Below are 18317 nucleotides of genomic sequence, written 5' to 3'. Positions count from 1 at the left end.
TTTGATGACACAGGACACGCCATGACGGATTGTATTTTTTGCAAAATTGCAGCAGGCCAGATCCCTTGCAACAAAATTTACGAAGACGACGAACTGTTGGCATTCCATGACATTCGCCCAGCGGCACGCGTACATTTTCTGATCATCCCCAAGCTGCATGTGGCTTCCATGCTGGAAGTGACCGAGGCACATGAAGCCCTGCTCGGGAAAATGATGCTGCTGGTGCCCAAGCTGGCCCGTGAGCACGGCTTGGGTGACGGTTTCAAGACCAGCATCAATACCGGCCTTGCCGGTGGCCAGGAAGTATTCCACCTGCACATTCACGTCTATGGTGGCGGCCCGGTTGTCAAATAAGCAGAACAGCACCTGTCAAAGGCAGGATGACTGAACTTACCGAATCAGGAGTATGAACATGAAATTCCAGCGCAATACCCTAGCCCGTCAACGTGGCTTTTTGAGCATTCAGCATCTATTGATTCTACTGGTGATTGTGGTGCTGATTTTTGGCACCGGCAAACTGAAAAACCTGGGCAAGGACCTTGGCTCGGCTGTCAAAGGGTTCAAAGATGGCATGAATGGCGAGGGGGATGACACTACCAAACCCGCCAGCAAAGAAACGCAAACCATTGAAGACCAAAGCACCAAGAAACCGGATTAACCGCATTCTCATGACCATGTCCATGCGTTTACCCGGCTTGCCCGGTTGCACATACAAGGTGCCAGATCATGTTTGACATCAGTTTTGGCGAATTGATGGTGATCTTCATTGTCGCCTTATTGGTACTGGGGCCAGAACGGATGCCCAAGGTGGCCCGCATGGTAGGTAAAATGATCGGCCAGTTGCAGATGCATGCAGCCAATCTGAAGCAGGAGCTGGCCAAAGAGGGCGAGCTGGCCGAGCTGCGCAAAATTCATGAAGAAACCAGCCGGTCGTTGCAGGAAGTCGGGCAACAGATGATTGCCCCGCTGACAGAAGCGGAACAGCAACTGCGGCATGATATTCATCAAGTGACACATGGCACAGTGGATGCACCGCTGCCCGATGCGACAATCACAACCGATGCTCAGGCTGTGGCAGCGCCTAGCCCTGAACCAGAGGTGACTGAGACGACTGTAGCAGCAGCACCGCTGGTGACAGCGGTCAGCCAACCGGAAGCCGACGTGGTTGTTCCACAGAAAAGCAAACCGGTAGACACTTCGCCTGCTTATACAGAAACCCAGTTGGACTTGTTTGATACTCCCACCAGCGCAAAGAGTGACGCATGACCGAGCACGCCCCGGAAAGCCTGCTATCCCACCTGATCGAACTCAGAAACCGCCTCGTCAGAACCCTGGCGGTTTTTACTGTCGTGTTCCTGGTTGCCATTTACTTCTCTGAGAACCTGTACACTCTGCTGACCGCACCGTTGATGAAATTCTTGCCGGGCGGCCTGATTTCAACCGGTATTACTTCACCGTTTGTGGTACTGATGAAAATATCGGCGCTGGTTGCATTTGTGCTGACCTTGCCACATACCCTCTACCAGATCTGGGCATTTGTCGCACCGGGCTTGTATGCGCACGAGAAACGCCTGTTGCTGCCCTTCATCATCTCGGCAACCCTGCTGTTCCTGCTGGGAATGTGCTTTGCCTACTTCTTTGTCTTTGGCATGGTGTTCAAGTTTATTGCCAGCATCCTGCCCCCCAACATGCGCTGGATGCCGGATTCAGGCACGTATTTCGAATTTATCCTGAACATGTTCTTCATGTTCGGGCTGACTTTTGAAGTACCGGTGGCGGTCGTGCTGATGGCCAAGATCGGGGTCGTCAGCGTCAAGCAGCTGACCGAAGTGCGTCCATATATCATTGTCGCGGCTTTCGCGATTGCAGCGGTGGTCACCCCGCCGGATGTTGCATCCCAACTGATGCTGGCCATTCCCTTGTGGCTACTGTACGAGGCTGGCATTCTGGCCGCTTTCGTGCTGGTGAAACCCAAGACTGCCAGTTAATCCTGTTAACGTCTGACCATCCTGCCGATAGTCAGACTGCCAAACCGGCTGCCTGACCACTCGCCCAGGCCCACTGGAAGTTATACCCCCCCAGCCAGCCGGTAACGTCCATGACCTCGCCTACAAAATACAGCCCCGGCCGATGCTTGGCCATCATGGTTTTGGAATCTAGCTGTCGCGTATCTACCCCGCCCCGCATGACCTCCGCTTTCTTGAAACCTTCGGAACCATTGGGGGTAATCTTCCAGTGTTTCAAGGAATTTGCCAGGCTACGCAAGGCCTTATCACTGACATCGGCCATGTGCTTGCCCTCCAGTCCCGCATTGGTCACCCAGAACTCTGCCAGTTTGCGAGGCATCAGATGTGCCAGTACATTGGCCACATGTTGGCGGTTACCCGGTTTATGCTCGACAAGATAATCTTCCAATGCCACATCCGGTACCAGGTCGACTTCGAGCTGATCTCCATGTTGCCAATAAGAAGATATCTGCAGTACGGCGGGCCCGGACAAGCCCCGGTGGGTGAATAGCAAGTCTTCACGGAACTCGCCACCTTGCGAAGAGGTAATATTAACCTCCAATGAGACCCCTGCCAGCGCCACAAAGGGTGCCCAGGTCTCCGGGGAGAATGTCAACGGAACCAGTGCAGGTCGCGGATCAATCAGCTTCAGGCCTTGGGCTTTTGCTATCTTCAGGCCAAAGTCAGTTGCGCCGATTTTGGGAATCGACATCCCGCCTGTCGCAATCACCACTGATGTGGCTTCCACAAGGCCTCTATCGGTGCTGATCAGCCAGTGACCAAGTGGTTGCTGGGTCACATCCAGTACGGTGCTTGGCATCCACCATTCCACGCCCCCCTTGTCACATTCACTGGCCAGTAAATCAATGATGGACTGGCTACTCTCGTCACAAAACAGCTGCCCCTTGTGTTTCTCATGCCAGCGGATACCGTAGGCTTGTACCAGTTTCAGGAAATCCTGCGCGGTATATCTGGCCAATGCAGAGCGGCAAAAGTGCGGATTCTCGGACAAGAATTGCTGAGGAGATGTATGCAGATTGGTGAAGTTGCAGCGGCCGCCCCCCGAGATACGAATTTTCTCGGCCAGTTTTTCGGCATGATCAATCAGGAGGACACGACGTCCCCGCTGTCCGGCAACCCCGGCGCACATCATCCCGGCTGCACCTGCGCCAATGACCACGACATCCACGACTTTGTTTTTCACCACAACATCACTTTTTGACTGAATTTGGAGTTGCTATTGTACCGACCCGAACCATGGCGCACCAATGCGGTAGTATCAGTCCGAGGTAAACACGCAACTAACAGGAATGGAGACTCTGAAGGCGGCAAGGACAATCCAAATGAAGCCCTGCCCTGTCAGCAGAATTGGTAGGCGTAACGCCTATGCTGATACAGGCAGTCTTCCTGACAACCTGTGCACACAGCCGAGAAAAACGGTTCAATGACCCGAAAAATCACACACGGTATACAGCGGAATATTTTGCGCTTTGATCAAGTCCGACCCGCCCAGCTCGGGCAAGTCCACAATCGCTGCCGCTTCCACCACGGTGGCACCCAAACGATTCAGCAGCTTGGCCGCTGCCAGCATGGTACCTCCAGTCGCAACCAGATCATCGATCAGCAATACCCGGTCACCGGCCTTGCAGGCATCGGAATGCAATTCGACCGTCGCGCTGCCATACTCCAGCTCATATTCTTCTGACACGGTATGGAATGGCAACTTGCCTTTTTTACGGATCGGTACAAATCCCAGATTAAGCTCGTACGCCACCACCGCGCCCAGGATAAAACCGCGCGCATCCACACCGGCAACCAGACTGAGATTGGCATCCATATAACGGTGGACAAACATGTCTACCAGCACACGGAAGGTTTTCGGGTTCTGTAGCAGGGGCGTGATATCGCGAAACTGAACCCCGGGTTGCGGCCAGTCCGGTACGGTACGAATATTGTCGCGAATGTATGTTGCTGCGTTCATTTGGGATATCTCTATAAAACCATCAAAGCGGCATGATGCATCCATGCCGGCTAAAAATCTCGTTTAGCGATGCTGAATGCTAAAACACTGGTGTATTTTCTTGTTACGGAAGTCCTCTGGCACACTTTGGGCAGAGATATTCTTCACGTCCGCCATGGCCTGGATACCAGGGTCTAGCTCGAAACTACGCAGGTTGGTCGAAAAGAACAACGTCCCACCCCGGGTCAGCAGCGACAAACATTGACGGATCAGCCATGGGTGGTCACGCTGAATGTCCAGAATCCCCAGCATCTTCTTGGAGTTCGAGAAGGTAGGCGGGTCTAGCACAATCAGGTCAAAGCGTTTTCCCTCATCCACCGCTTCACGCAGCCAGGTAAAGACATCTGCACGGGTCAGAATATGCTGCGTACGGTCGATCTGGTTCAGCTCAAAATTGCGGGCCGTCCATGCCTGATAGGTATTGGATAAATCTACCGTCTCAGAAGAAACTGCACCTCCCTTGGCCGCATAGACAGAAAAGCTGCCAGTATAGGCAAACAGGTTGAGAAACCGCTTGCCCTGAGCCATGCTGCCAACCCGCATGCGGGTCGGGCGATGGTCGAGGAATAAGCCGGTATCCAGATACGCCCCCAGATTGACCCAGAACAGATGCCCGCCTTCATGGGCGATGAAATCCTCCCCCATTTCCCCGGTCTTTTCATATTGCTCTTCGCCCTTCTGGCGCTGACGCAATTTGAACCAGACTTGTGATTCGGACACACCCAGCACGTCAGATACAGCCGTTTTGACAGCAACACCCCATGCGGCATGTTCTGCATCCGTCTGCTTCCAGCCCGTATCAAACTCCTGGATACAGACCTTGTCTTCATACATGTCGATTGCGACTGGAAACTCGGGAATATCCCGGTCATAAATGCGATAGCAGCTGATCTGCTGACGCCGTGCCCATTTACCCCAGTGCTTGGCATTCTTGCCCAGACGGTTTCTGAGCGGTGCGGTGTCTATCCCGACAGGGATCAGGGTATCGGGTAACTGTACTGCTGGCTTCATCGATCTACGGTCTTTGCTTTGAATAATTCGAGTACCGGTTCCGGTACATATTTGCCCAGGATGGACTCCCATCCCTCCGGTCCCACCAGACTTTTCACCATGGTCGAACTGACCTCGGCAATTTCCCGTGGCGGCATCAGGAACACGGTATTAACGCTGGGAACCAGGTCATCGTTCACATAACGCATATTGCGTTCGTATTCGTAATCACTACCCGTCCGTATCCCGCGCAGAATGTACTGCGCCCCCATGCGCTGGGCGTAATTCACCAGAAACTGGTTATCAAACGCGTCGACTTGCAGATTCGGCAAATGGCGGGTGGAATCTCTCAGCATCAGGAGCCGCTCAGCCTTGGTAAAGGAGTACTTTTTATCCGGGTTGATACCCACAGCCACCACCAGTTCGTCAAACAGTTTCACTCCCTGTTCGATCATCCATAAGTGGCCTTTGGTCACCGGATCAAAACTACCCGCATAAACGGCTTTTGTCATGATGACTCCTTGTTCTGGCGATTCATTTACAACTCAACCTGGGTTCCCAGTTCCACAACGCGGTTGGTCGGAATCTTGAAGAAATCCGTAGCCTTGGTTGCATTACGTGACATCCAGACAAACAACTGCTCACGCCAGAGTGCCATGCCCGGCATCTTGCTGGCAATCAGGGTTTCACGTGCCAGGAAGAAAGAGGTCTCCATCATCTCGAACGTGAGCCCATGCTGTGCTTCGCACAATGCCAAAATCTGGTGAATGTCCGGTTCTTCCTTGAACCCGTAAACTGCCTCTACACGCCAGAAATCATACCCAAGGGATTCGACTTTCAGGCGATCTTCGTCCTTGATATACGGTACGTCCTCGGTAGACACGGTCAACAAGACATTACGCTGATGCAGCACCTTGTTATGTTTCAGGTTATGCAACAGTGCATGCGGCACACCAAAACGGCTCCCGGTCATGAAGACGGCCGTGCCTTCCACCTGATGGGGCGGATGCGCACCCACGCTCTCAATAAAGATATCCAGCGGCAACGAATCTTCTGACAGCCGCTTGAATAGCAGTTCGCGCCCGCGTTTCCAGGTCGTTAGCAGGGTAAAGGTGACCGCCCCAATGGCGAGCGGGAACCAGCCGCCTTCCGGAATCTTGATCGCATTGGCAGAGAAGAAGGTAATGTCCACAACCAGCAGCAGTGAAATGCCGACACTGATCAGGCCGATGTGCCATTTCCAGATTCTGCGCATCACCACAAATGTCAGAATGGTCGCCATCACCATCTCGGTCGTCACGGCAATACCGTACGCGGCAGCCAGATTGCTTGAAGAACGGAACGACACCACCAATAACAGCACAATGGTCAGCAACAACCAGTTAATGAACGGGATGTAAATCTGGCCGATTTCATTTTCCGAGGTATGCAAGATGTCCAGACGCGGACAATAACCCAGCTGAACAGCCTGCCGGGCAACAGAAAATGCACCGGAAATCACGGCCTGGGAGGCAATCACGGTCGCGCCGGTTGCCAGCAGCACCATCATCCAGCGGATAGTCTCCGGGACCATCAAATAGAACGGACTGGTCACCGCTTTGGGGTCGTTGATAATCAGCGCGCCCTGCCCGTAATAATTAAGTACCAAGGCTGGCAGGACAAAACCGAACCAGGCAGCACGAATCGGAAAACTGCCAAAATGGCCCATATCGGCGTAGAGGGCTTCGGCACCGGTAATGGCCAGCACCACAGATCCCATGACAAAGAATGCCTGGATGCGATGCTCCGCAATAAACGACAAAGCATAATAGGGATTCAGGGCTTTCAGTACCTGCGGATGCTCCATGATCTGTAGCGCCCCCAGCAGGCCCAATGAACCAAACCACAGTAGCATGACCGGGCCAAACAGCTTGCCGACGCTCGCGGTACCATGCTTCTGGATGGCAAACAGGCCGATCAGCACCACAATGGCCACAGGCAGGACATAATGCTCGAAGGCCGGGTTGATCAGGGACAAGCCCTCCACCGCAGAGAGTACCGATACGGCCGGTGTAATCATGCCATCGCCAAAGAACATGGATGCACCAAAGATCCCCAATACCATCAGGATCCAGCGGGTTCTCTGCCGTTCTGTACCCCGAAGCGCCAGCGCCATCAGCGCCAGAATGCCCCCCTCGCCGTTGTTATCCGCCCGCATGATGAAGATCACGTACTTGATGGACACAACGATCATCAATGCCCAGAAAATCAGGGACAAGATACCGTACACACTGTCGGCGGAAAAAGGAATCTTGTGGCTACCGCCAAAACACTCTTTCAGCGTATAGAGCGGGCTTGTGCCAATATCACCGTAAACAACCCCAATCGCACCAAGGATCAGACCGCCCGCACCTTGTCTGGCGTGCCCTGCCGTATTGCTGCTCATGCATTTACTTTCATTATTATTGCTCCCTGCCAACTTTTTTGCAGTGCACGAATCGTATCAGCTTAGTGACCCAGTTAAAAGGGATTGCACCATTTTGGAGGTGGTTGTGCACCTATATGGAACACTAAACATCAGCATGATGCATCGGCTTATTTTCTCGGGTGGTGCATCGCATGCATTCTTTGCAGCCTGGCCTTGGCCACATGCGTGTAAATCTGTGTGGTAGAAATATCCGAATGCCCCAGCAATAACTGAACCACGCGCAAATCGGCACCATGGTTAATCAGGTGCGTAGCAAATGCATGTCGCAACGTATGTGGTGACACCGGTTTATTGATACCTGCCTGGGCCACATAAAACTTGACCTGCTGCCAGAAGCGCTGGCGACTCATGGGCTCACCTCTGGACGTGACAAAAAGCGCAATCGCATGCGCATGCTTGCCCAGAATCTCAGCGCGCCCCTGAGACAAATATTGCCGCACAGACTGAATGGCTACATCCCCCAATGGCACCAGCCGGTCCTTGTTTCCTTTGCCTCTTACCCGCAACACGCCATCATTCAGATTCACCTGATTGATGGTTAGCTCTACCAGCTCAGAAACCCGCAACCCTGTCGCGTACAACGTCTCCAGCATGGCCTTGTCTCGCAGTCCAAGTGCCGTATCCAGGTCTGGTTGTAACAATAGTCGTTCGACGTCCTGTTCAGACAGGGCAACCGGCAATAGCCTAGGTGGTGCCTTCATCTCCAGTTGCATGGCCGGATTATCCGCACGCAGCGCCTCACGCTGCAGATAGGCAAACAATCGCTTGATTGTCGACAACGTACGCCTGACACTGCTGGCTTTCACACGGCCCAGGCGGAATGACAGAAATCCGGACAATGCATCCGGCGTCACGAGACGTAATACATCGCCTTCACCCAGATAAACCATCAATTGGGCCAGATCACGCCGATACGCGTCGACTGTCAATCGGGATAAACCGTCTTCCAGCCAGATCGCGTTCAGAAAGCGCTCCGTCCAGATGGCATCTGTGCATGCTGACTTATCCGCAGTCATGACTTCTTCGCTTTACCCTTTTTGGCAGCTGTCTGACCAGCCGGCACGGTGATTTGCTTCTGAATCACCTCCGGGTCAACCGGACTACCCAGCTTTTCCAGTGCCAGTCTAGCCAGCTGCAGCGCTTCACTTCTGATGGCCGCATTACCGCTTCCCTGCGCCTTGATTGAATCCAGAACTACCCAGCGCCAGGCATTGCACAAGGCGCCCAAGCGGGCACGCTCCAGCCATCCCGTATCAGACAGTGCCGCAGGCGCCTGGCTACGCCAGTGTTGCCACATGTCATCTACCATTTCGGCGCTCCCCTGCTTTAGCCACCATTTGGCAACCAGCCTGGCGCCTGGCAGCCAGTCATCGGCGGCAGCGTCTTTGGCTACCACCCAGCGGGAGATCAATCCAGCGGCTTCTGTCGGACTACCCGCCGCAAGCGTTATTTTCACCCGCGTCAGGTTGATGTTCGCCGCAGATGACAAAGGCACGCCCTGCCAGACAGCCAATGCTTCCTGTGGCAAGCCCGCATCACCCAGCATCAGAGCCAGTTGTTGTCTCTGATCTTGCGGTTGTGCTGACAGCCAAGTCTGGGGCGCGATGCCCAGTGCCGGTAGCAAACGCCACTGCACCAACGGGGTCGCAGACAGCGACTCAAGCATAGCCTCCCTGGCCTTTTGCTGCATTTCTGGCGTTTGGGCATCCGTTAGCAAGACGGCCAGCAAGGCTGTAGACTGCCACCGCGTTTCGGCTGGCTGGCTCGCCTGAACCTGCCACCATGACTCATCATCGCCACTTAATAGCTGGGCACGATTTGCGGCTCTTTCACCCAAAGCTTTCAGCTGTTTCAAGAAAGCAGGGCCATCAATACCAGCTGGCGGATTCGGCTGACTGAGTGCCCAGACCCCCACCTGATACGACAAGGCATCATGATGAAACTGTTCGGCCAGCCAGAGCGGAAGCCTGGCTACAGCCCCATCCGGGCGCCATTCATTCACAGACATCTGCTTGATCAATGCAGCTTTAAGCACCGCATCATCACTTTTGCCAGATTTCCATTGATAAGCCAGTCGCTCCAGGGAGTCAGGCTTTAAATTGGTCGCATAGCGAATCGCCTCATCCGAACCGCCCATCACGAGTGCACTGGCCAGTAACTGCGCCTGGGTCTTCTCCAGCAAAGGCACCTTGATTTGCTGAAGCCGGGCCGCTTCTTTCAAAGCATCATCAATCAGCCCAAGGTTCACCAGCGATTGCACCAAGAGCTGGTTGGCTCGCTGCCATTGCGGCTTGCCGAGCTGCGACTCGCTGGCCAGCAAGGTGGATAATAACTGTTGTGCCGCCTCGGGACTTTTCTCCAGTTGCTGCTCGGCACTGTATAGTGTGGCATCCGGCGACAGCAGCGCTTCATCCCCTGCCGCCAGAATTTTCTGAAGCGCCAGATCACGTTTGCCAGACATCATGGCATTCAGGCGCAACTGCTCCCAGGTTGTCCATGCCGGATCCTCGCTGCGCTTGGCAGGCTGATATTGGTCAGCCAGCATAATGACGCTATCCGGCATGCCTTGCTGAAGCAGCCGTTGAGCATCCGATAACTCATCCGCACTCAGGGTCGGACAAACCAGTACAGAACAGATCACCAATGCACCAAGCCTGGTCGCTGCATTAACATTAGACATCATGAATTTACCTGAAATGCATTGTTATCAACGTAGCGCCATCATAACGCGATGTCGTGCCATGTCATAGCCACAACAACGCCAGAAAGCCAGCACGTACAGACCGCGCAGACATAAAAAAACGCGAGGAAATCCTCGCGTTTTTTACCTGCTGGCAGAAAAACTTATTCTGCAGCTGCAACAGCCACTTTACGTGCTGGCAACTTTTCCTTGATACGTGCAGATTTACCTGAACGCTCACGCAGATAGTACAGTTTGGCACGACGAACATCACCACGACGTTTCACTTCAATGGTAGCAACCAGTGGAGAGTAAGTCTGGAATGTACGCTCAACGCCTTCACCAGAAGAGATCTTGCGAACAATGAAAGCACTGTTCAGGCCACGGTTACGTTTGGCGATAACAACACCTTCGTAAGCCTGCAGACGTTCACGGTTACCTTCTTTAACCTTAACTTGCACAACAACGGTATCACCAGGTGCAAATTCAGGGATGGATTTGTTCAGACGAGCGATTTCTTCTTGCTCTAGAATTTGAATCAGGTTCATGCTTCATTTCCTAATTTAAAGAATCTTGTTCCTGCTGCAGACTACCCGTATCCGAACCGCGCTCACGCAACCCGGACTGCCCTGTTTCCTCTTGAAACTCAGCCAGCAGACGAGACTCAGTTTTACTCAGCGGCCGTTGTTGCAGCATGTCCGGCCTTCTCAGCCAGGTCCTGCCCAACGCCTGTTTCAACCGCCAGCGGTTGATCTCTTTGTGGTTGCCAGACAACAACACATCTGGCACCCGCATTCCATCATATTCTTCCGGCCTGGTGTAGTGCGGACAATCCAGCAAACCGGAGACAAACGAGTCTTCGACAGCAGACTGCGCATCGTTCAGCACACCCGGCAAATGTCGCACCACCGAATCCATCAGCACCATCGCGGGCAGTTCACCGCCCGATAGCACATAGTCACCGATCGAGATTTCTTCATCCACATAACGCTGGATAAAGCGCTCATCAACACCTTCATAGCGCCCTGCGATCAGGATCAGGCCAGGCCGCTCAACCAGCTCGGCCACTTTTGCATGGTCCAGGCGGGCGCCTTGCGGTGACATATACACCACATGCGGCTTGCTGACGCCTGCACTCTGTTGTGCCTGCTTCGCAGCTTCCACCGCCTGAGCCAGCGGGTCTGCCAGCATTACCATGCCAGGACCACCACCATAAGGCCGGTCATCCACGGTACGATGCACATCAGCTACAAAATCACGCGGATTCCAGCTACGAAAGTGGCACAGTTGCTTCTTGAAACCACGGCTCACAATGCCTGATGCCGTGATGGCATCAAACATGGCAGGAAATAGCGTAATGACATCAAAGTACACAGATCATCCAGACAGAGAAAAGTGAAACACGAGACTACCGAACTCAGCAGCAACTACCGGTTATCAGTAATCACTTCCCCACTCGACCTCGATGACTTTTGCGTCATTGTCCACGTTCAGCACAATATCCCGCACAAACGGGATCAGGCGCTGCCTGTCACCCTTGACGACCAGAATATCGTGCGCACCGGACTCCATCAGGCTATCCACTGTACCCAGTGTCTCACCTTGCGTATTTCTGACCTCCAGACCGATCAGGTCGGCCCAGTAAAACTCGTCTTCATCCGGTTTAGGCAAATCGCTTCTTGGAATCGCAACATCCATGTTTCTCAGCATCATGGCCTGATCTCGGTCTTCACACCCCGAGAACTTGGCCACCATGCCTTTGCCATGCAATTGCGCTTCTTCAAGCGTATACAAACGCCAGACACCATCACGGCCCAGCCACAGTTCGTCATAATCAAACAAACTGTCCGGGTATTCAGTATCCGCAAAAACATGTACCCAGCCGCGAACCCCAAAAGGCGAACCGACCTTAGCCATGGGCACAAGGTCGGTTGGCGGCATCGGGTTAGTTTTTGCTGCAGATGAAGGTTTCATCACAGAAAAACGCGCCTGATGTAATTTTAAACTTATTACTTCTGCTTGATCAGCCGTGCAACAGTGTCAGACACTTGTGCACCAACGCCTTGCCAGTAAGTCAGACGCTCGCCATTAATACGAAGCGCTTCAGTACCTTCTGGAGCAACAGGGTTGTAAAAGCCAATGCGCTCTACGAAGCGGCCGTCACGACGATTGCGAGAGTCAGCAACAACTACGTTGTAGAAGGGACGGTTCTTCGCACCACCGCGAGCCAAACGAATAACGACCATAGTCTTATACCTAAAATTGGGTTACGTCAAAAGTTTTCAATTTTACGATACATCCCAAAGCATTTGCAAGACAAACTTTGCCAACAACCTGAGACAATCACCATTTACCACACATAAACCACAAACAAACCATTCCCCGGCACATTAACGCATGCCAGGCAACATGCCTTTCATGCCGCGCATCATTTTACCGATGCCACCTTTGCTGAATTGTTTCATCATTTTCTGCATCTGCTCAAACTGGTTCAGCAGACGGTTCACCTCTTGAACAGACACGCCTGCCCCTGCGGCAATTCGGCGCTTGCGTGATGCCTTGATCAGCTCGGGTTTGGCTCGCTCTAGCGGCGTCATCGAGTTGATGATGCCTTCAATGCGGTTAATCCCCTTTTCATCCGCACCGGCAGGCAACTGGCCACCTAGCTGACCAGTCAGCTGGGACGGCAGCTTGTCCATCAAACCGGAAATGCCACCCATCTTGCGCATCTGGATGATTTGCGACTTGAAGTCCTCAAGATCAAAGCCTTTGCCTGACTTGAGTTTGGCAATGGTTTTCTTGGCCTCATCCTGATCGACCGAGCGCTGCGCTTCTTCGATCAAAGACAGTACGTCGCCCATCCCCAACACGCGTGATGCCATTCGTTCCGGATGAAACGGCTCAAGCCCGGTTACCTTTTCTGCCACACCGACGAACTTGATCGGCTTGCCGGTAACATGACGTACGGATAGCGCCGCACCACCACGAGAATCCCCGTCCACCTTGGCCAATACGACCCCGGTGAGCGGCAAGGCTTCGTTAAACGCCTTGGCGGTATTCACGGCATCCTGACCCTGCATGGCATCTACCACAAACAGGGTTTCGATCGGATTCAGTGCTGCATGCAATGCCTTGATTTCATTCATCATGGCTTCGTCGATGGCCAGCCGGCCCGCCGTATCCACCATCAACACGTCAAACAAATGACGCTTGGCATGCTCGACTGCAGCCTGTGCAATCTTGACCGGATCATCCTTGTCGCTGGACGGAAACCACTCCACTGCCACTTGCTCGGACAACAATCGTAACTGCTCGATCGCTGCAGGACGATATACGTCACAACTAACCACCAGCACCTTCTTCTTGTGCTTTTCCTTGATGTATTTGGCCAGCTTGCCTACGGTGGTGGTTTTACCCGCCCCTTGCAAACCGGCCATCAGGATGATTGCCGGTGGCTGAGCAGCAAAGTTCAGATCGACATTGGCCTCGCCCATCAGCTTGGTGAGCTCATCATGCACCACACCAATCACCGCCTGGCCTGGGCTCAAACTACCGATGACTTCCTGCCCCAGTGCCCGAGCCTTGACGTGAGAAACAAACTCCTTGACGACAGGAAGCGCGACATCCGCCTCCAGCAACGCCATACGGACTTCACGCATGGCATCACTGATATTGGTTTCAGACAGCCGCGCTTCACCGCGCAAATTCTTCATCACAGCCGATAAACGACTGGTTAGATTATCCAGCATAAATTCTACTCTCCAGCCCGAACGGGCACGGTGGAACGCCACCTCGTTTAATCAGACCTTACCCGGCTGCACTATCTAGCCGTGCTGCAAATGCATCTCCAAAACAGATCCACGCCAGCATCCAAACCACCATACTGCCGCAAAACCAGTTTACATACCGGAAGCAATCTTCTGTGCGGCCGGTTGGAAAATTTTTACCATCTGGGTCATACTATATTATCTTAGCTAGCCGGGTATCCGGATTATTCCGGGGAAAACGGTTAGTATCTTGCTTATTTTACCCTAGTCGCTGGTAGCTGACATGCTCTCATTTCTAGTTACGTTGCTTTATCTGGTTTTAGCGTGGCATTTTTATCGCACCAGATGGAAGGACGAAACCAATCCATTCTCTCTGAAATCTGAAACCCTGCTCATGGGGGCAGTCATCTTGTTGCATGGCTGGCAACTGGGCATGAGCCTGATCACCCCGCAAGGACTGGATCTGGGCATCGGGAATACACTGTCCATGCTTGCATGGCTGGTCGTGGTTTTTGTATTTGGCAGTAATCTGCTGCAAAACCTGGCCAGCCTGTACCCCGCCCTGCTGCCACTGGCAGCCTTGTGCACCGGTTTCCAGAGCCTGCTCCCCGAGCACCATGTCCCGCTAAACAGCAGCCTGCCTTTGTTCAAAGTGCATCTGCTGATAGCCTTGTCTGCCTATAGCCTGCTTTCCATCACGACGCTGTTGGCCGTTTTCATTACCGTGATCGAATACAACCTGCACCACCTGAAGTCCGGCAATAAACTATTGAGAAATCTGCCACCACTCCTGGCACTGGAAAAACTGCTGTTTCACATCATGAAGAGCGGTTTTCTCCTACTGACGGCAACCCTGATTTCAGGCAGTTACTTCACGCACATTCTGACCAATCAGTGGTTTGTACTTAACCATAAAAACATGTTCTCCCTGTTATCGTGGGTAGTATTTGGGATACTGCTGGCAGGGCATCTGATTTGGGGTTGGCGTGGCAGACTGGCTGCGAGACTGACCATTTTTGGCTCCGTCATGCTGGTCTTGGGCTATGTCGGTAGCAAATTTGTACTCGAAGTTTTGTTGCATCGCTCTTGACGTAGCGCCAAAAGGATTGATAATCAAGACATTACCAGTCTTTATTAGCGCATCCCTTGAACGATTTTCCGATTTCCACACTGATTATTGCCTTGCTGGCCATGCTGGCCGGGGTCGCTTTTTTCTCGCTGGCTGAAATCAGCATGATGGCCCTGAACCGCTACCGCCTGAAACATCAGGCGCAGCAGGGACATAAGGGCGCCAGGCTGACACAATCCCTGCTGGCCAGAACAGACAAGCTGCTGGCCGTGATTTTGCTGGGCAACACCCTGATGCAAACAGGGGCTGCAACGCTGGGCACTTTGATAGCACAGCGCGCCTTTGGCATTCACAACGATACTGCCATCGGCATCTCGACTGGCCTGGTGGCGTTTGCGCTGATCATTTTCAGCGAAGCCACCCCCAAGGTGATTGCAGCCACGTATCCGCAGCCCATTGCCCATGTATCCAGCTATATCCTCACCCCCCTGCTCAAACTGGCAGCACCTGCGGTCTGGTTTATCAACATACTCGTCTCGGGGCTAATGCACCTGCTTCACCTGAAGTCCGTTCAGCATAGCCACACGACATCCATCGACCCGGAAGAACTGCGAATCATGGTGCTGGAATCCGGCCACATGATCGAGAACAAGCACCGAAGCATCCTGTTGAATCTGTTTGAACTGGAAAACATTACCGTCGATGACGTCATGACGCCCCGACACCAGATGGAGGCCATTGACCTTGAACAGCCACTGGATGAACTGCATAAAGAATTTGCCACGGCGCATCACACCCGGATACCGGTTTATGAAGGCAATCCGGACAGTATTCTGGGAATTGTCCATGCACGCAAAGTACTGCACCTGACTCAGGCCAACGAATTCAGCATCGAAAAAATGAAAGAAATCGCCAGGGAACCCTATTTCATTCCTGCCGGCACCCCTTTATTCACGCAATTACAAAATTTTCAGCAAAACAAGCGCAGAATCGGTCTGGTGGTGGATGAGTACGGTGAAATTCAGGGGCTGATTACGATTGAGGACATTCTGGAAGAAATCATCGGGGAATTCACCACCCATGCGCCGGGGCAGCTCAACTCCATTACTCGGCATGAAGATGGCAGCCTGCTGGCGGAAGGCAGCTGCTTGCTGCGTGACCTGAATCGGAAGTTTGGCTTCTCGTTTCCGCTAGAGGGTCCAAAGACACTGAATGGCCTGATCATCGAACACTTTGAAGGATTGCCAGAAACCGGGACGTGCATGAAGATCAACCAGCACATTCTTGAAGTGATCAGTACGCAGGAAAGAACCGTGAAAGTAGTCAAGCTCAAGCTATAAAGCTGACAGTATGTATAATCATATTAGCGCATACAGAAGCCAGCTCGCGTGATTATGTGATAAATTCAGACATCCCATCATCATGCCCGGATAGTAATGACCGATATCAGATCTGTGTTACACACCAGAACACAGGTCAATAGATGGGATGCAAACAGAAACAACTTGCAAGTCAGATAGATTTTGTATGGCTGTCGGTACGACCCTGTTCTTGCCAAACAAGAATTTGACGTGCTGACTTAGCGCCCAAAGGATGTATTAAAGTGGCTATTAACCCAAATTCACTCACTGGCCTGGCCCGTGCCCTGATTCAGCATAATCTGCTTTCAGAAGCAGACGCTTTAACCATTCAAGAACAGGCAAACCAGAACAGCAAACAGTTTATTCAACAGCTTGTACAGAGCCGGAAACTGAATGCTCACCAGATTGCGGAATTTGCGGCACGCACCTTCTGCCTGCCGATCATTGATCTGAGTACCTTCAATATCGATTATCTGCCCAAGAACATTCTTGACCAGAAAATCATCGCGACCCGCCGGTGCATTCCGCTCTTCAAGCGTGGAAACATCACCTTTGTTGCCACCAGTGATCCGACCAACCTGGATGCGCTGGACGAAATCAAGTTCAAGCTGGGTACCAATATTGAGCCCATTGTCGCCGAAGACGACAAGCTGGAAAAACTCATCAACATGGAAGCAGAGGCCAGTGGCGCCAACTTCCAGAAGATGGCCATTGATGATATCAATCTGCAGTTTGAAAACGAAGAATCGCAACAACCCCAGGATGATAGTAATAACGTAGATATCGACGATGCGCCGATCGTCCGCTACATTCACAAAGTTTTGCTGGATGCGATTAATGCTGGCGCATCGGATATCCACTTCGAGCCTTACGAGAAATTCTACCGGGTACGGTACCGGATTGACGGCATACTTTCCGAAATCGGACAGCCTCCCTTGGCCATCAAGGAAAAGATTGCCTCCCGTATCAAGGTGATTTCCAAACTGAACATTGCGGAAAAGCGCGTGCCGCAAGATGGCCGCATGAAGCTGGTGCTTTCCAAGACGCGCGCCATTGATTTCCGGGTTTCTTCACTGCCTACGATTCATGGCGAAAAGATTGTAATGCGTATTCTGGACCCCAGCAGTGCCACGCTAGGGATTGATGCGCTTGGCTATGATCCGGATCAAAAAGAGTTCCTGATGCAGGCCATCAAGCGTCCTTACGGCATGGTCCTGGTGACAGGTCCGACAGGCTCGGGTAAAACCGTGTCGCTGTATACCTGCCTGAACATTCTGAATGAACCCGGCATTAACATTTCCACCGCTGAAGACCCTGCCGAAATTAACCTGGCGGGGATCAACCAGGTGAACGTGAATGATGCTGCCGGCTTGACGTTTGCAGCAGCATTGAAGTCATTCCTGCGTCAGGATCCGGACGTGATCATGGTGGGTGAGATTCGTGACCTGGAAACCGCGGACATCGCCATCAAGGCGGCGCAAACAGGCCACATGGTGTTCTCTACCCTGCACACCAACGACGCACCCACGACGCTGACCCGTCTGATGAACATGGGGGTGGCACCATTTAACATTGCCAGCTCGGTGATTCTGATTTCTGCCCAGCGCCTGGCCCGAAAACTCTGCCCGCAGTGCAAAAAACCAGCCAATATCCCTGTTGAGGCGCTGTTAAGTGCCGGTTTCGAGCGGGAAGAACTGGACGGCAGCTGGACCCCTTATCAGCATGTAGGTTGTGACCACTGTAAGGGTAGCGGGTACAAAGGCCGGGTGGGTATTTATCAGGTCATGCCGATTTCTGAAGAAATTCAGCGTATCATCATGACAAATGGCAATGCGCTCGATATCGCGGCCCAAGCCAAGAAAGAAGGCATTCTTGACCTTCGGCAATCCGGCTTGCGCAAAGTAAAACAAGGACTGACCTCCCTGGAAGAGGTCGAGTCTGTCACCAACGAATAACC

The 18317-nt window shown here is 52.8% G+C and carries 19 protein-coding genes; 7 read left to right on the top strand and 12 right to left on the bottom strand.

The window, feature by feature from the left end; genetic code table 11:
• Positions 1-21 precede the first annotated feature (21 nt).
• The 4 genes from F552_RS0112575 to tatC all read left to right on the top strand — a co-directional run bounded on the left by F552_RS0112575 (position 22) and on the right by tatC (position 1988).
• Positions 22-354: a histidine triad nucleotide-binding protein gene (locus tag F552_RS0112575; protein ID WP_018152104.1), complete on the top strand. Its 333-nt coding sequence runs from the start codon at positions 22-24 to the stop codon at positions 352-354.
• 58 nt (positions 355-412) lie between these two features.
• On the top strand, positions 413-658 hold the full coding sequence (tatA, locus tag F552_RS0112570) for a Sec-independent protein translocase subunit TatA (protein ID WP_018152103.1): 246 nt from the start codon (positions 413-415) through the stop codon (positions 656-658).
• Between the two features lie 68 nt (positions 659-726).
• Complete coding sequence (tatB, locus tag F552_RS20105; RefSeq protein WP_018152102.1) at positions 727-1266, top strand: Sec-independent protein translocase protein TatB; 540 nt, start codon at positions 727-729, stop codon at positions 1264-1266.
• Positions 1263-1988 (top strand): twin-arginine translocase subunit TatC, encoded by a 726-nt coding sequence (gene tatC / locus F552_RS0112560; protein WP_018152101.1) that lies wholly within the window; start codon positions 1263-1265, stop codon positions 1986-1988. The genes tatB and tatC overlap by 4 nt, the downstream gene beginning before the upstream one ends.
• A gap of 31 nt (positions 1989-2019) precedes the next feature.
• On the opposite strand, the gene F552_RS0112555 is transcribed toward tatC, so the two are convergent.
• The 12 genes from F552_RS0112555 to ffh all read right to left on the bottom strand — a co-directional run bounded on the left by F552_RS0112555 (position 2020) and on the right by ffh (position 13912).
• Complete coding sequence (locus F552_RS0112555) at positions 2020-3210, bottom strand: BaiN/RdsA family NAD(P)/FAD-dependent oxidoreductase (protein ID WP_245546688.1); 1191 nt, start codon at positions 3208-3210, stop codon at positions 2020-2022.
• A gap of 237 nt (positions 3211-3447) precedes the next feature.
• The gene (locus F552_RS0112550; RefSeq protein ID WP_018152099.1) at positions 3448-3987 is read right to left on the bottom strand and encodes an adenine phosphoribosyltransferase; all 540 of its coding nucleotides are present in this window, start codon (positions 3985-3987) and stop codon (positions 3448-3450) included.
• 63 nt (positions 3988-4050) lie between these two features.
• Positions 4051-5037 carry a class I SAM-dependent methyltransferase gene (locus F552_RS0112545; protein ID WP_018152098.1) on the bottom strand — a complete coding sequence of 329 codons (987 nt, stop codon included), beginning with the start codon at positions 5035-5037 and terminating at the stop codon, positions 4051-4053.
• Positions 5034-5528, bottom strand: a complete 495-nt coding sequence (gene coaD, locus F552_RS0112540) for a pantetheine-phosphate adenylyltransferase (protein WP_018152097.1) — start codon at positions 5526-5528, stop codon at positions 5034-5036. Before coaD ends, F552_RS0112545 begins: the two co-directional genes overlap by 4 nt.
• A gap of 26 nt (positions 5529-5554) precedes the next feature.
• Positions 5555-7441, bottom strand: coding sequence for a potassium transporter Kup (locus F552_RS0112535; protein ID WP_018152096.1), 1887 nt, complete (start codon positions 7439-7441; stop codon positions 5555-5557).
• 149 nt (positions 7442-7590) lie between these two features.
• Positions 7591-8499, bottom strand: a complete 909-nt coding sequence (gene xerD, locus F552_RS0112530; RefSeq protein WP_018152095.1) for a site-specific tyrosine recombinase XerD — start codon at positions 8497-8499, stop codon at positions 7591-7593.
• Positions 8496-10166, bottom strand: coding sequence for a hypothetical protein (locus F552_RS0112525; RefSeq protein ID WP_018152094.1), 1671 nt, complete (start codon positions 10164-10166; stop codon positions 8496-8498). Before F552_RS0112525 ends, xerD begins: the two co-directional genes overlap by 4 nt.
• 161 nt (positions 10167-10327) lie before the next feature.
• Positions 10328-10711 (bottom strand): 50S ribosomal protein L19, encoded by a 384-nt coding sequence (rplS, locus tag F552_RS0112520; protein ID WP_018152093.1) that lies wholly within the window; start codon positions 10709-10711, stop codon positions 10328-10330.
• A gap of 10 nt (positions 10712-10721) precedes the next feature.
• On the bottom strand, positions 10722-11537 hold the full coding sequence (trmD, locus tag F552_RS0112515) for a tRNA (guanosine(37)-N1)-methyltransferase TrmD (RefSeq protein WP_018152092.1): 816 nt from the start codon (positions 11535-11537) through the stop codon (positions 10722-10724).
• Positions 11538-11600: 63 nt separating this feature from the next.
• Positions 11601-12137, bottom strand: a complete 537-nt coding sequence (rimM, locus tag F552_RS0112510; RefSeq protein ID WP_018152091.1) for a ribosome maturation factor RimM — start codon at positions 12135-12137, stop codon at positions 11601-11603.
• A 35-nt stretch (positions 12138-12172) separates the two neighbouring features.
• Positions 12173-12409 carry a 30S ribosomal protein S16 gene (gene rpsP, locus F552_RS0112505; protein ID WP_026182680.1) on the bottom strand — a complete coding sequence of 79 codons (237 nt, stop codon included), beginning with the start codon at positions 12407-12409 and terminating at the stop codon, positions 12173-12175.
• A gap of 144 nt (positions 12410-12553) precedes the next feature.
• Positions 12554-13912: a signal recognition particle protein gene (gene ffh, locus F552_RS0112500; RefSeq protein ID WP_018152089.1), complete on the bottom strand. Its 1359-nt coding sequence runs from the start codon at positions 13910-13912 to the stop codon at positions 12554-12556.
• Between the two features lie 301 nt (positions 13913-14213).
• On the opposite strand from ffh, the gene F552_RS0112495 reads away from it, so the two are divergent.
• The 3 genes from F552_RS0112495 to pilB all read left to right on the top strand — a co-directional run bounded on the left by F552_RS0112495 (position 14214) and on the right by pilB (position 18315).
• The gene (locus tag F552_RS0112495) at positions 14214-15020 is read left to right on the top strand and encodes a cytochrome C assembly family protein (RefSeq protein ID WP_026182679.1); all 807 of its coding nucleotides are present in this window, start codon (positions 14214-14216) and stop codon (positions 15018-15020) included.
• 56 nt (positions 15021-15076) lie between these two features.
• Positions 15077-16339, top strand: coding sequence for an HlyC/CorC family transporter (locus tag F552_RS0112490; RefSeq protein ID WP_018152087.1), 1263 nt, complete (start codon positions 15077-15079; stop codon positions 16337-16339).
• Positions 16340-16602: 263 nt separating this feature from the next.
• Positions 16603-18315 (top strand): type IV-A pilus assembly ATPase PilB, encoded by a 1713-nt coding sequence (pilB, locus tag F552_RS0112485; protein WP_018152086.1) that lies wholly within the window; start codon positions 16603-16605, stop codon positions 18313-18315.
• The last annotated feature ends 2 nt before the right edge of the window (positions 18316-18317 follow it).

This window comes from Leeia oryzae DSM 17879 (assembly GCF_000376945.1).
GTDB classification, from domain to species: Bacteria; Pseudomonadota; Gammaproteobacteria; order Burkholderiales; family Leeiaceae; genus Leeia; species Leeia oryzae.
This window is presented reverse-complemented; position numbering and strand designations above follow the sequence as displayed.